This is a genomic window from Alcanivorax sp. (assembly GCF_040118815.1).
Lineage (GTDB): Bacteria > Pseudomonadota > Gammaproteobacteria > Pseudomonadales > Alcanivoracaceae > Alcanivorax.
Map to the genome: position 1 here is coordinate 408,682 of NZ_JBEDTC010000015.1, position 13,270 is coordinate 421,951.

General features: G+C 56.9%; 16 protein-coding genes. 11 read left to right on the forward strand and 5 right to left on the reverse strand.

Annotated elements, in window-relative coordinates:
• The first annotated feature begins 26 nt into the window (after positions 1-26).
• Positions 27-500, forward strand: coding sequence for a LabA-like NYN domain-containing protein (locus ABNH18_RS11135; RefSeq protein WP_349382875.1), 474 nt, complete (start codon positions 27-29; stop codon positions 498-500).
• Positions 501-671: 171 nt separating this feature from the next.
• The gene (locus ABNH18_RS11140; RefSeq protein WP_349382876.1) at positions 672-998 is read left to right on the forward strand and encodes a hypothetical protein; all 327 of its coding nucleotides are present in this window, start codon (positions 672-674) and stop codon (positions 996-998) included.
• Between the two features lie 22 nt (positions 999-1,020).
• Here the strand turns inward: ABNH18_RS11140 and ABNH18_RS11145 are convergent, their stop codons facing one another.
• Both ABNH18_RS11145 and ABNH18_RS11150 read right to left on the reverse strand, forming a co-directional pair.
• Positions 1,021-1,386 carry a DUF6164 family protein gene (locus ABNH18_RS11145; protein WP_349382877.1) on the reverse strand — a complete coding sequence of 122 codons (366 nt, stop codon included), beginning with the start codon at positions 1,384-1,386 and terminating at the stop codon, positions 1,021-1,023.
• A 102-nt stretch (positions 1,387-1,488) separates the two neighbouring features.
• The gene (locus tag ABNH18_RS11150) at positions 1,489-1,989 is read right to left on the reverse strand and encodes a DUF2938 domain-containing protein (protein WP_349382878.1); all 501 of its coding nucleotides are present in this window, start codon (positions 1,987-1,989) and stop codon (positions 1,489-1,491) included.
• Between the two features lie 66 nt (positions 1,990-2,055).
• Here ABNH18_RS11150 and ABNH18_RS11155 point away from each other — a divergent pair, with 66 nt between their 5' ends.
• The 3 genes from ABNH18_RS11155 (at position 2,056) to ABNH18_RS11165 (ending at position 3,135) form a co-directional block, all read left to right on the forward strand.
• The gene (locus ABNH18_RS11155) at positions 2,056-2,490 is read left to right on the forward strand and encodes a helix-turn-helix domain-containing protein (RefSeq protein WP_349382879.1); all 435 of its coding nucleotides are present in this window, start codon (positions 2,056-2,058) and stop codon (positions 2,488-2,490) included.
• 77 nt (positions 2,491-2,567) lie between these two features.
• Complete coding sequence (locus tag ABNH18_RS11160) at positions 2,568-2,795, forward strand: hypothetical protein (RefSeq protein ID WP_349382880.1); 228 nt, start codon at positions 2,568-2,570, stop codon at positions 2,793-2,795.
• 79 nt (positions 2,796-2,874) lie between these two features.
• Positions 2,875-3,135: a hypothetical protein gene (locus ABNH18_RS11165; RefSeq protein ID WP_349382881.1), complete on the forward strand. Its 261-nt coding sequence runs from the start codon at positions 2,875-2,877 to the stop codon at positions 3,133-3,135.
• An 80-nt stretch (positions 3,136-3,215) separates the two neighbouring features.
• On the opposite strand, the gene ABNH18_RS11170 is transcribed toward ABNH18_RS11165, so the two are convergent.
• Positions 3,216-3,716, reverse strand: a complete 501-nt coding sequence (locus tag ABNH18_RS11170; RefSeq protein WP_349382882.1) for a lactoylglutathione lyase family protein — start codon at positions 3,714-3,716, stop codon at positions 3,216-3,218.
• 114 nt (positions 3,717-3,830) lie between these two features.
• On the opposite strand from ABNH18_RS11170, the gene ABNH18_RS11175 reads away from it, so the two are divergent.
• The 4 genes from ABNH18_RS11175 to yghU all read left to right on the forward strand — a co-directional run bounded on the left by ABNH18_RS11175 (position 3,831) and on the right by yghU (position 7,730).
• Complete coding sequence (locus ABNH18_RS11175; RefSeq protein ID WP_349382883.1) at positions 3,831-4,721, forward strand: LysR family transcriptional regulator; 891 nt, start codon at positions 3,831-3,833, stop codon at positions 4,719-4,721.
• Between the two features lie 161 nt (positions 4,722-4,882).
• Entirely contained in the window at positions 4,883-5,839 is a 957-nt protein-coding gene (locus ABNH18_RS11180; RefSeq protein WP_349382884.1) for an MBL fold metallo-hydrolase, read from the forward strand.
• A 58-nt stretch (positions 5,840-5,897) separates the two neighbouring features.
• Positions 5,898-6,758 (forward strand): subclass B3 metallo-beta-lactamase, encoded by an 861-nt coding sequence (gene bla / locus ABNH18_RS11185; RefSeq protein WP_349382885.1) that lies wholly within the window; start codon positions 5,898-5,900, stop codon positions 6,756-6,758.
• Positions 6,759-6,863: 105 nt separating this feature from the next.
• Entirely contained in the window at positions 6,864-7,730 is an 867-nt protein-coding gene (gene yghU, locus ABNH18_RS11190) for a glutathione-dependent disulfide-bond oxidoreductase (RefSeq protein WP_349382886.1), read from the forward strand.
• Positions 7,731-7,907: 177 nt separating this feature from the next.
• On the opposite strand, the gene ABNH18_RS11195 is transcribed toward yghU, so the two are convergent.
• Together ABNH18_RS11195 and ABNH18_RS11200 are read right to left on the reverse strand one after the other, a co-directional pair.
• Positions 7,908-9,362: a protein adenylyltransferase SelO gene (locus ABNH18_RS11195; protein ID WP_349382887.1), complete on the reverse strand. Its 1,455-nt coding sequence runs from the start codon at positions 9,360-9,362 to the stop codon at positions 7,908-7,910.
• Positions 9,363-9,535: 173 nt separating this feature from the next.
• A complete protein-coding gene (locus ABNH18_RS11200) occupies positions 9,536-10,549 on the reverse strand; it encodes a putative solute-binding protein (RefSeq protein WP_502876782.1) in 1,014 nt (337 codons plus the stop codon).
• Between the two features lie 291 nt (positions 10,550-10,840).
• On the opposite strand from ABNH18_RS11200, the gene ABNH18_RS11205 reads away from it, so the two are divergent.
• Positions 10,841-12,229 (forward strand): cytochrome ubiquinol oxidase subunit I, encoded by a 1,389-nt coding sequence (locus ABNH18_RS11205; protein WP_349382888.1) that lies wholly within the window; start codon positions 10,841-10,843, stop codon positions 12,227-12,229.
• Positions 12,226-13,227, forward strand: a complete 1,002-nt coding sequence (locus ABNH18_RS11210) for a cytochrome d ubiquinol oxidase subunit II (protein ID WP_349382889.1) — start codon at positions 12,226-12,228, stop codon at positions 13,225-13,227. Before ABNH18_RS11205 ends, ABNH18_RS11210 begins: the two co-directional genes overlap by 4 nt.
• Positions 13,228-13,270 lie beyond the last annotated feature (43 nt).

The window sequence follows — 13,270 nt, forward strand, 5'->3', positions numbered from 1 at the left end:
TTGCTATAAGTAAAACCGGGAGCCTGATGAAGAACGTTTTGATCCTCGTGGATGTACAGAATGTTTACTACACAACGCGGCAGGCTTTTAGTCGCCGATTCGATTACAACCAATTCTGGTCGGCAGTAACGTCAGAAGGGCAGGTAGTAAAAGCGATCGCGTATGCCATCGATCGGGGCGATAAAAAGCAGCGAGAATTCCAGAACATTCTTCGTGCTATTGGTTTTGAGGTGAAGCTGAAACCGTTTATACAGCGCTCTGATGGCTCCGCCAAAGGCGACTGGGATGTGGGTATCGCGATTGATGCGCTGGAATATGCTGCGGATGTGGATACCGTTGTGCTGGTGTCCGGTGATGGGGATTTTGACCTGCTAGTGGATAAATTGCGTGTGGGTAAAGGCAAGCATGTGGACGTTTATGGCGTTGCGTCCTTGACGGCGGATTCATTGGCCCAGGCAGCGAGCCGGTTTGTTCCCATCGAGGGCGATTTACTACTGTAAGGGTTTCGTTTCGCCGTCTTGGTACAACCAAGAAAAGATTCAGGCACTGTGGTTTTTTGTAGGAAGCAATGCTCGCATTACGAAGGTGCGGCGGCAATTTTTTCACAGACGCCTTGGTTATCTGCGAAAGCAATTTGCTACCCTGTGCCGTCAACATGCCAGGAGCCACCAATGTCAGACGCACCGCTTGAAGCCTTATCCGACATGATCACCGAGGCGCATACGCGCATTCAGCAAACTTACGAGCATATGAATCCGGTGGTGGGTGTGCGCCGTGGCATGCGCGATGTGGGCATCCCCGCTGATGCCATGACCATTGACTGCTTGCAGACACGGAATCGCATTGTGCTGATCTTGCATGATGAGCAGCCCGGTGTATTGCTGTATCAATTCGGCACTATCGATGTGGACGCAGAGGACGACTTTAAGCGCATGGGCCTGGCCGAGTTGAGCGCGGAGACGTTGTTTACCTGGATGAAGGATTACTTTTCTGCCTGAGTCAGCAGCCCAATCCAGGGGGTTACTCCCCCAGCGTTAGAAACGGCGCCAACGTCACCAGTAGCAATACCGTCACCGCGATCAACACACCCAGTGCCCGCCCGGGCTGATCGCGCAGGCGGCTCCCCAGCGTCGGCGCGGTGCCATCGCGTTGGGCTTCCTCAAAGCGCTCCTTTTCCCGCCGGGTGCGCTGCGCTTGATAGTCTTCCATCAACGCTTTGGCGCGCTCCCGATCGTCAGGGTTAGTAAGCCAGATGCCCCCGGACGAAATGCCCCACAGGCTGGGCGTGGTTTCGTAGAACAGTATCTGCTGCTCGTTCAACAGAGTGCGCACTTCCTCGGCTTCGTCGTCCGGTACCTGGCGCAAATTCAGCAGTAGTGTGGTCATGTCGTGTCACCGGTTGGTCGGGCGGGGTGGCCCCCTGTTTGTGTCGGAGGCCATTATCGCACTTTCTGCCCACTTTTTTGTGGGCGCGTTGTGGGCCGGGTGCTAATGGATCAGGAAATGGGTCAGCCAGCCACCGAGATACAGACCGATGCCGAACACACCATGATTCAGCAGGCTTTGTCGTCGGGCCTGGTTCGGCGCCGGGGTGCGTGATGCGGCAATGCCGGCGCCCATGCCTGGCTGCATTAGCAGAAAGGGCGCGGCGACGGTGGCAATGCCGACGAGTAGCGCGGGCCCGAGCGTAGACTCTCTGATCCAGGCGGCGCCCTGCCAGGCCAGCAACAGACCTGCGTACGCGATGCCAGTTAGATAATGCGCCAGCCAGCCGATACTTGCCTCCGCCGGTTTTGCCGGTGCTGCCCCGATGGCGTTGTGACGAAACTGGCCTTGCGGCATATAGGCCAACCAGCGCCCGACCATTGCATAGTTGGGAGGAGCAATGCCGAGCAGCGACTTGCGTATTGCGCTCCAACTATCCATCACGGCAGTGGCGCAGATGCCGGTAATCACTGTGCTGATAAGAACGTACTGAAGGGTTTCCATAATGGTGGCTCTTGCGTGTGCGAGGGTGTAGCGTAAGACTTCAAGTTGACTTGAGGTCAAGGGGTAATGGATATTTCCGAAGTGGTCAGTCGGTCCGGGTTTCCGGCCTCCACCTTGCGCTATTACGAAGAGAAGGGATTAATTGCTTCCACCGGTCGCAGTGGGTTGAAACGGCTATTTGCGCCATCAGTATTGGACCAGCTGGCGTTGATCGCCTTGGGCCGCGCGGCGGGTTTTTCTCTCGACGATATGGGCGCCATGTTTGACGAACGAGGTGAGCCGAATATTGATCGGCAGGACCTGCTTAACCGTGCAGATACGCTGGATGACACCATTCGTAAGCTGTCGGCCATGCGTGACGGTTTGCGTCACGCAGCAAAATGCCAGGCGCCCAGCCATCTGGAATGTCCGCAGTTCCGCCGGCTGATGGCTGTGGCATCGGCGCGGGTGAAAGGCGAAAAATCCCGTGGTGCTGGGCGTCAACGCGTGTCGTCGTCATGAAATGATGGCAAGGGTTGGGCAGTGTTGAGTGCTGATTGTGATGTTATTCCTGTCAGGGGAAAACCGCGGAGAGGGACATGGATAGAGGCAAACACACAGATCGCAGGATGCAGTATTCCAGCAACCGTGGAGGCGCCCGCCATACAGTGCGTTATGTGGAGAGCTCCGCCCCGCCGGATGGGGAGTGCCAGCTTTGTGTCGGTTCATTGGCGGACAAGGTAGCAGTCAAATTCAAGGGGCCGCTGAGCGATAGCCGGCCCCTGCCCATGCAAGTGCCGTGTTCGTCACCGGTGGTGGCAGGGTAGAATGAGAGGCATGCGTTGGCTGGCTGCCCCGATACATTCGTGGCAAGGCTGGCAGTATTTACGATGAGCGAGAATCAGTATGAATGAAATGGAACAGGCTGAAGACGAATTTGCCCAGAAGGCATTGGTAGAAGCCGTTGAAAACCAGATTGCTGATGGGCACCCCCGTGAGGCGGGTATGGTCATGATGGCATTGACAAAGAATGGCCTTGACCACGATGAGGCGCTGGAAAAAATGGCGGATGTATTGGCCAGCCATGTGGCGATGACCATGAAAAACGAGACCCCCTTTGATATCAATACCTATGCTCGGGATCTTCTGCAGTTAGCCAAGGACTGATGCTGGGGCGCTTCGTTTTGCGTTCTGGTTGGTGAAAAGGCGATGCCCTTGTGCTTTAGGGGCGCCGCCTTTTCTGCTTTCTAGCTGTACGCCCCAGCCGAGTACGTCAGCTCATAGCTGTGGCTGTAGATTTCCAGAATGTTGCCGAACGGGTCTTCCATGTAGACCATGCGATAGGGTTTTTCGCCCGGGAAATATTCCCGCACGGGCATGCGCTGTTTACCGCCGGCGGCAACAATTTTTTCTGCCAGGCCTTCCACGTCCGGGTCCTGTACGCAGAAGTGGAACACGCCGGTTTTCCAGTATTCGAAATTATTTTCCGGCTTTTCCGCGTTGTTAAACTGAAAAATTTCTACGCCGATACGGTCGCCGGTGGACAGGTGTGCGATGCGTAAAGATGACCAGCCTGCACCAAATACGTCGGTACACATTACGCCGACGGCGCTGTCGTCTTCACTGATGGTGGTAGGGGGCATGATCAGATACCAACCAAGCACCTCTGTGTAGAATTTTACGGCAGCGTCCAGGTCAGTGACAGACAGGCCGATGTGGGAGAAATTGCGTGGGTAAGTCTGGCTCATGGTGGCTCCTCATGGTTGGCCGGTGGTTGCCGGCAGTGGGCATGGGAGAAAGCGTAAGCGGCCTGTGATATAAGTTAAACAGGTCTTCGCTTATTCGATTGATAAGATATATTTATGATAAATCCGCAATGGTTACGTTCATTCGTGGTGCTGGCAGAGCGGGGCAGCTTCACCCGCACGGCGGACCAACTGGGGCTGACCCAGGCGGCGGTTAGCCAGCATATTTGCCACCTTGAGGCGCAGCTGGGGCCGTTGTTGATTCGCCGTCCCCGTCGGGTCGAGCTGACGCCGGCGGGGCAGGCGCTGCTGGGGTATTGCGATGACATGGAGCAGGCGGAAAAGCGTCTGAATTTGCGGTTGTCCGGGGCGGATGATCGGCAGGGTGAAATCAGCCTGATTACGCCGGGCAGCATTGGGTTGTCGCTGTATCCGTTGCTGCTGGATTTGCAGGCATCGCATCCGGGCTTGTCGGTGCGCCATCGCTTTGCGCCGGATGAGGATGTGCTGGAGGCCGTGCGTAACAACCACTTTGAGTTAGGGCTGGTGACTCTCAAGCCGGATGATCCGAGTCTGGTGGCGTGCCACTTTGCGGATGAGCCCTTGGACCTGGTGGTGCCCGCCACAGCCACAGTTAGCCACTGGGACGACCTTGAAAGCCTGGGCTTCATTGATCACCCGGATGGGCATGCGATGGCATCGCGCCTTTTGAGTCGGGTGTTTCCCGGTAATCGTGGTATTCGCAGCATTCCCTGCAAGGGGTTTGTTAATCAGGTCGGCTTGATTCTGGAACCCGTGGCGCGTGGCTTCGGCTTTACTGTGATTCCCCGTTATGCCCGGGAAGCGTATTTACACCAGGAGGCGGTTCGGGTGGTGGCCCTGGAGCCCCGCGTGGTGGACTCACTGTGGCTGATTTACCGGGCGGAATGGGCGCTGTCTGCCCGTGCCCGATTTGTGGCAACGCAGTTAAAAAATCAGCTGACGGGGGAGGCGCTGGTGCTGGTATAGGGAGGCGGGCAAGGTGGTGCTGCGAATGCATCCACCGTCGCTCTATGTGTCATGCGTCATCCATTGTGCGTCTTGCGTCAACGTCGACTTGTGTCGAGTGCCCCTTGGCAGCTAATTCCACTATAGTCAGTGGCTGTTCTTTATTCGCCAGGAGTCGCGTCATGTCATCCCAGCTATACGCCGATATCGGCCACAACATTACCCGAATCGACACCGCCATGATGCGTGAAGGGCTAGCGGCCTGTTATTTGCTCCAGGCAGGTAATGAGTGCGCGATCATCGAGACCGGCACTCACAATACCGTGCCGATTATTCTTGATTTGCTGGCGCAGCGGGGTGTTGGCCGTGAGCAGGTAAAGTTCGTCATCCCCACCCATGTGCATCTTGACCATGCCGGCGGGGTGGGTGGTTTGATGCAGGCGCTGCCGGCGGCAACATTGCTGGTTCACCCCCGTGGTGCCAGACACATGATTGATCCCTCAAAGCTCAAGGCTGGCGCCACTGCTGTGTATGGAGAAGCAGCATTCGCAAAAGTCTATGGGGATGTGATTCCTGTGAACGCGCAGCGCGTGCGAGAAATGCATGACGCAGACCATGTGATGGTCGGCGATCGGCGTCTGGATTTTTACGATACGCCGGGTCATGCCCGTCACCATTTCTGTGTTTACGACCCGCACTCTGCCGGCATCTTTACCGGGGATACCTTTGGGCTGTCTTACCCGCCCCTGACAACCGAAAACGGCCCCTTCATTTTACCCACCACCACGCCGGTGCAGTTCGATCCCGAGGCGCTGAAAGCGTCGATTCGCAAGTTATTGGCGCTGAATCCCGAGCGTATGTTCCTGACTCACTATGGGGCCATTGACGCGCCCCGGGAGCCTGGCGAGCGCCTGCTGACCATGGTGGATGATTACGTGGCACTGGCAGAAAAAGCCGCTCCCGGCGATGAGGGCACGTTGCTGCAGCGGCTGGAATCTGCCATGCAGACCTACCTGTTTGCCAAGGCTCGCGACCATGGCATTTCGCTATCGGATGACGCTTTGCAGGATGCGCTCGGGTTTGATATCAACTTGAACAGCCAGGGATTGATGGTGTGGCTGCAGCAGCAAAAAGGGTAAGCCCCGGCGAACCAAACCGGGCAAGGTGCGTCCAACGTTTTTTCCAGGGAGAACAACGATGGCAGTCATTCGATGCAGCGTGCTAGGCGTAGTATTGCTGTGCAGCGCGGCCTTGGCCGATCCGCCGACCCCGTTTCCCCAGCAGGAAGCCTATACGGTGCCGCAGGCCTGGCTGCAGCCCATGGCGCCACTGCAGATTGCCGATAATGTGTGGCAGATCGGTACCGATGAACTTACCTCGCTGCTGCTGAAAACCCGCGAGGGCGCCATCCTCATCGATGGGGGAATGCCCCAGAGCGCCGAGCATCTGCTGGCCAACATGAAAGCAGTGGGTGTGGCGCCCCAGACGCTGAAGTGGATTCTCGTCAGCCATGGCCATGGTGACCATGCCGGTTCGCTGGCGGCGATCAAGCAGGCTACCGGCGCCCGGCTGGTGGCCAACGCAGAAACAGCCATGCTGATGGTGGACGGTGGCGCCCACGACATTCATTTTGGTGACGATATTCTTTATCCACCCGTGCGGGTGGATCGGCAGATCCAGGACGGCGAGCAGGTCTCTCTGGGCAATGTCACACTCACCGCCCATTTCATCCCGGGCCATACTCCCGGCAGCATGGCCTGGACCTGGCAAGGCATGCGAGACGCAGAAAAGCTGGATATTGCCTACGTGGACAGCCTGACAGCACCGGGTTATCAGTTGGTGGATAATCCGCGTTATCCCCATATCGTTGCAGACTTTACCGCTACCTTTAAAACGGTGAAGGCCCTGCCTTGCGACCTATTGTTGACGCCGCACCCCGGTGCCAGTGGTTGGGATTATACCGATGCCACCCAGTCGGCCCGGGTCGGTTGTGCGGACTATGCACAAAAAGCGGAGACAACGCTGCGGGCACAACTCAAAGCCCAGCAAGCCGATTGATTCACTCAGCTGAAGGAATTCATCGGTTGATTGCCCTTGTTCACATCGGGGCGGCTGGCCATAGTGTCTGCAATAGTCACGGAACGCATTCTGTTTGGAGCCAACATGTCTGACGATACTTACACGCCACCCCGGGTCTGGAAATGGGACAAGGAAAGCGGTGGCAAGTTTGCCAATATTAATCGCCCCATTGCTGGCCCCACCCATGACAAGGCTTTGTCGGTGGGAGAGCACCCCTTGCAGGTGTATTCCCTGGCCACGCCTAACGGTGTGAAGGTCACGGTGATGTTGGAGGAGCTGCTTGAAAAAGGGCATAAAGGGGCTGAGTACGACGCCTGGTTAATCAATATCCAGAATGGCGACCAGTTTGGCAGCGGTTTTGTGGACGTGAACCCCAACTCCAAGATTCCGGCCTTGATGGACCACAGCGTGACCCCGCCCCAGCGGGTGTTCGAATCCGGCAGCATTTTGCTTTATCTGGCGGAAAAATTTGATGCGTTTTTGCCCAAGGACCCGGCGGCCCGTACTGAAACCCTGAGCTGGCTTTTCTGGCAGATGGGCAGTGCGCCAATGCTGGGCGGTGGTTTCGGCCATTTCTACGCCTATGCGCCGGAGAAGTACCAATACCCCATCGACCGCTACACCATGGAAATCAAGCGCCAGCTGGACGTGCTGGATCGTCATCTGGCAGAGAACACGTACTTGGCGGGTGAGGAATACACCATTGCGGACATGGCGGTGTGGCCTTGGTATGGCGCTCTGGTGACCAACAAGGTGTACGACGCGGCGGAATTTATCGAGGCCCACACCTACACCAATGTGCTGCGCTGGACCCACCAGATTGCCGAGCGCCCGGCAGTGAAACGTGGCCGCATGGTGAACCGAGCCTGGGGTGAGCCGTCCAGCCAGTTGCTGGAGCGCCACGACGCCAGTGACTTTGAGTTGAAGACCATGGATAAGCTGCAGGGCTGAGAGCGTTCATATTCGCTGAATGTCGGATTACGCCGCTACGCGGCTAATCCGACCTACGGAGCCAGTGGTGATTTGTAGGTCGTGTTAGCCGCGTAGCGGCGTAACCCGACATTGCGCTTCCGGTAGGTCGAATTAGGCGCAGCCGTAATCCGACAAAATGCTAAGACACTGTCTCTTTCAGGTCCCGCAAAATGTCTGATAGACCCGTTCGCCAGGTGCCGCGGGCTGACGGTACGGGTCATCAATGTCGCGGTCCGCATACGGGTCAGCGAGCGCCGCTAACAGGGCTCGGGTCGGCGCCAGATCGTTATTGTCACTGGCGGCCTCCAGAGCCTGTTCAACCAGATGATTACGGGGTATCACCGCGGGGTTGTGGTTGCGCATCAGGCACAATGACGAGGCCAGCGGTTTGCGGTTGCGGCCAAGCCGCGCCTGCCACCGCTGGTGCCAGTGTTGGAACGCATCACTCTGATACTGCTCCCTGTCTGGCAGGCTCTCGTTGATCAAATCACGGAAGGTGTTGGTGTAATCCGCGTTTTGCTCATGCATCCAGGTCAGCAAGTCTGCAATCAGTGCGTCGTCCTCTGCTTCGCTGCCGAATAATCCCAGTTTTTTCCCCATCATCGCGTGCCACTTTTCTTCGTAGCGTTGGCTAAACGATTTGAGCGAATGGGTAGCTTTTTCGATGGCAGCGTCCGTGTTTTCGTCCATCAAACCAAGTAGGGTCTCCGCAAAGCGCCCCAGGTTCCACTGGGTAATCGACGGTTGATTACCGTAGGCGTAACGGCCTTGTCGATCGATAGAGCTGAATACGGTGTTTGGATCGAAAGAGTCCATGAACGCACAGGGGCCGAAATCAATACTCTCGCCGGACAGGGTCACGTTATCGGTGTTGAGGACGCCATGAATAAAGCCCACGCGCATCCAGCCAACCACCAGATCAATTTGCTGATCCATAACTGCTTCGAACAGGGCCAGTGCTTTGTTCTCTGCGCCTTTCAATGCCGGGTAGTGGCGCGCAATCGTGTAATCCACCAGTTGTTCCAGCAGCGCCGGGTCCTGTTGCCCGGCGGCATATTGAAAGGTGCCCACACGGATATGCGAGGCGGCGACGCGAGTCAGAATGGCGCCAGGAAGAGGAGACTCCCGGAGTACGGAGTCACCGGTTGCGGTGACGGCCAGGCTGCGGGTGGTGGGAATATTCAGGACGTGGAGCGCTTCACTGATGAGGTATTCACGCAGCATGGGGCCCAGTGCGGCGCGCCCGTCGCCGCCCCGTGAAAAGGGCGTACGGCCGGCGCCTTTGAGCTGGATGTCACGGCGTTGCCCGTCGTCGCCAAGATGTTCACCCAGCAGGATGGCTCGGCCGTCCCCGAGCATGGTCAGGTTGCCGAACTGGTGCCCGGCATAGGCCTGGGCAATGGGCTCGCTACCTTCCAGTGGCGCGTTGCCAGTGAACATCTCGGGGTGTGCCGACAGGGCCTTGCTGTCCAGCCCCATCTCCTGAGCCAGGCGATCGTTGAACAACACGAACTGCGGTGTGCTGACCGATTGAGGTGAGCAATCCGAAAACAGGGGGGCGGGTAATCGACGGTAGGTGTTGTCGAAACGGAATCCAAACGCGCTTGGCATGCAATATCCCGGATGGTTGGCAATGAATGTGACAGCCAACAGGGTATCAGAGTCTGTGGGGAGGGCGACCTTGACGCCAGGATTTTCAGAACTTAGGGGGGCAACGTTAAAAAGAAAACGCCGCCAGCTGGGCTGGCGGCGGTGTTGCGATTTATCGATTTACTGCGACGGCGTTACTCTTGCGGGTTAACGCACTCTGCGCGGGAGGGCTCCTGCTTACAGCGTACCTTGAGCAACAGAGACATCATGTCTTTGCTGTAGACGCCGCTCTTGGTTAGTTCGATGCGTGCATCGCGCATCATCTCGTCGTAGCGCAGCTTGTCTTTTTCAGGAATGCGGATCCACCATTTGTCAGCAATTTCACTGCTGGCGTTATCAATGAGCTTCATGGCGCGGTCAAACTGGCTGTACATAAAGGCGCGGGACTTCTCGCCGAAACCTTCCGGAAATTTGTCCTTCTTGAAAATGACCTGAGCGCTCAGCTGGCCGAGCACGTAATCGAGAATGCCGCCGTCCGGAGCCATGCCCTTGTAGAGCTCCAGTGCGGAATAGCCCATAACCGGTGCGAAGCAGATATCCACGGAGCCGTTGTTGAACCGGGTGGAGAAGTTGGTGATATCGGACATCACTGGAGACATGCCTACCCGCGAAGCCATGGTGGCCTGGGCGCTGTCATATTCCAGTACGGCGATGGACTTGCCGGCCAGCTCTTCGACGGTGTCGATTTCCTTGTTCTTGAGGAACAGGTAGGCGGCACCGAGAGGTGCAACACCGCCAACTTCGTACGGGCCGGAAACCAGGTGCTTGTTCACGCTGGGGCTATTGCTGGCGATGACCGCGATCACCGTTCTCATGGCTTCGTAGCTGGGAATGGCACCGATGGAGTCCATGCTGCCGGTGTAGCTGTTGAACTGGCGACCACGAATACCGGTGAGAACCGCTGCGTCACATTGGCCAGCTTTCAGATCTTCTGAGGCGATTTTTTCGTCGGTGTAGGGCTTCAGTTTGACGTCAACGCCCCACGCCGTGGCGGCCGTTTTGTAATCGCGCATGATGTTATAGGTGTCGCCATTGGCGCCAATGATATCGAAGACGCAAAAGGTGCGTTCGGTCAGCGCCATGGCGTTCCCGCTTAGGGTCAACATGGCTGCGGTTGCCAGGGCTACCAGCCCCATTTTTGTTTTCATGGTGTGCTCTCCACAAAGTGAAATTATTGGCATTGAAGGAAGGGTTGCCGGTTTCGTGAAGTGCATTTTGTTGGTTATTGGAGCCAAGTGCTGTGCGAAACATGTAGTGGGAGCGCGGGGAAATGTTTCTGCCGTATACAAAGTGTTAACGCCTGTGGGTTGTTGTCGTGTTCTTCACGTTTGCTTAGTGCTAGACATGGACCTTTTGTCTCATTTATTCCAAAAGCGCTGAGGGGTATCGTGGAATGGAATAAAGAGCCATGACTGGCGAAAGAAGGAAGGAGGCGCATAGTGGAATTTGATCCGTTCTTGCTGGCCCGGCTGCAGTTCGCCGCCAATATCAGTTTTCATATCCTGTTCCCCACCATCACCATCGGGTTGTGTTGGGTGCTGTTCTACTTTCGCCTGCGCTACACCTTTTCCGGCGACAAGGCCTGGGAATACGCGTACTTCTTCTGGGTGAAAATCTTTGCCCTCAGCTTTGCGCTTGGGGTGGTGTCGGGCATCACCATGAGTTTCCAGTTTGGCACCAACTGGCCGGGGTTCATGGAAAAGGCCGGTAATATCGCCGGCCCTTTGCTGGGCTATGAGGTGCTTACCGCCTTTTTCCTGGAAGCCTCGTTTCTGGGCATCATGCTGTTCGGCAAAGACCGCGTCTCCAACCGCACCCACCTGATAGCCACGGCGCTGGTGGCGGTGGGCACCTCTTTCTCCGCCTTCTGGATCCTGAGTCTCAATTCCTGGATGCAGACGCCCACCGGATTCCGCCTGGAAGACGGGGTCTTTTATGTGGATAGCTGGTGGGAGGTGATTTTCAATCCCTCGTTCCCCTATCGTCTGGCTCATATGTTCAACGCGTCGTTGTTGACGGCGGCGTTCCTGATTATGGGTATTAGTGCCTGGCGGGCCATGCGCGGCGTGGACGGCCCAGCCACCTGGAAAGTGATGCGCACCGGTGCGTTGATGGCCGCAGTGCTGGCGCCCCTGCAAGTCTGGATCGGTGACCTTCATGGTCTGAACACCCTGGAGCACCAGCCCGCCAAAATTGCCGCCATGGAAGGGGTATGGGAGACCGAGCGCAATGCCCCGCTGACCCTGTTTGGTTTTCCCGATGAGGAGCAACGCACTACCCATATGGCCATTAAGGTGCCTGGGCTTGCCAGTCTGATCCTCACCCATGAATGGGATGGTGAGCTGAAAGGGTTGAATGAGTTTGACGGCGATCACCCGCCGGTGGCGCCAGTGTTCTGGGCCTTCCGGGTTATGGTGGGCATCGGTGTGCTGATGGTGCTGGTGGGCTGGTGGTCTGTCTGGCAGCTGTTTCGTGGGCCCCGTGAAAGTCGGGACGGTAACGTGTGGCTATTGCGGGCTCTGTCGGTGATGACCTTCTCTGGCTGGGTCGCCGTTCTGGCCGGGTGGTATGTGACGGAAATTGGCCGTCAGCCTTGGGTGGTCAGCGGCCTACTGCGCACCGCCGACGTGGTAGCCGACCACAGTAGCGCGACCGTGGCAGGCACCTTGTTCGGTTATGTGCTGCTGTACCTGTTTCTCTTGGTGTCCTATATCGCGACGCTGCGTTACATGGCGACCAAGCCGGCTCGCTCCCTGTCACTGAGCCCACAGCAACGGGCCATGAAGGCTGAGCTGCCCGACGATGAGCAAGCAGAAGGAGAGAGATGATGGATCTTGGATACTGGCTTCCGTTGTTTTTTGCCGGCGCCATGGGGCTGGCACTGCTGATTTATGTGGTTCTGGATGGCTATGACCTGGGTATCGGTTTGTTGTTGCCGTTCGCCAACGAGGAAGAAAAGGACGTGATGGTGGCCTCGATCGGGCCGTTCTGGGATGCCAACGAAACCTGGATTGTACTGGGCGTGGGCATTTTGCTGATCGCGTTCCCGCAGGCTCATGGGCTGGTGCTCACCGCATTGTACTTGCCGGTGACGTTGATGCTGATGGGGCTGATTCTTCGTGGCGTGTCGTTCGATTTTCGCGTTAAGGCAGGCGATAAGCACAAGGCAAAATGGAACACGCTATTTGCGTTGGGCTCCTTGGTGGCGTCAGTGTCCCAGGGCTGGATGTTGGGCGCTTTCGTTACCGGCCTTACCGGGGATGCCACCAACACCTTGTTCGCGGCCCTGATTGCGTTGGCCCTGCCTGCGCTTTATATCATGTTGGGGGCCTCCTGGTTGCTGATCAAAACCGAAGGCGCCTTGTTTGATAAGGCGGTGCACTGGGGGCGGATGGCGGTGTTGCCGATGGGCGCATTCCTGTTGCTGATTTCTATTGCTACACCGCTGGTCAGTGCCACCATTGCAGCGAAATGGTTCACCTTGCCCAATGCTATCGGGTTGATGCCTATTCCGATTGCCACCGCGTTGGCCTATGCCGGCCTGATCTGGGTTTTCAACAGCCGGCAGATTCTGGATAACGGCTATGGCTGGCTGGCGTTTATGTCCCTGATCATCATGTGCGTGCTGGCCAGTATCGGGCTGGCGTACAGTTTGTTTCCGGATATCGTGCTGGGACGTTTGTCGATCTGGGAGTCTGCATCGGCAACGGAATCACTGTTGTTCACGTTTTGGGGAACGGTGATTACCCTGCCTATGATTCTTTGCTATACCTTCTTTGTTTATCGGGTATTTCGCGGCAAGGCGACCAGCCTTAGCTACGAGTAATGACGGCCGAAAGAACGTTAACGTTTCAAAAAAAGGGGCGCCG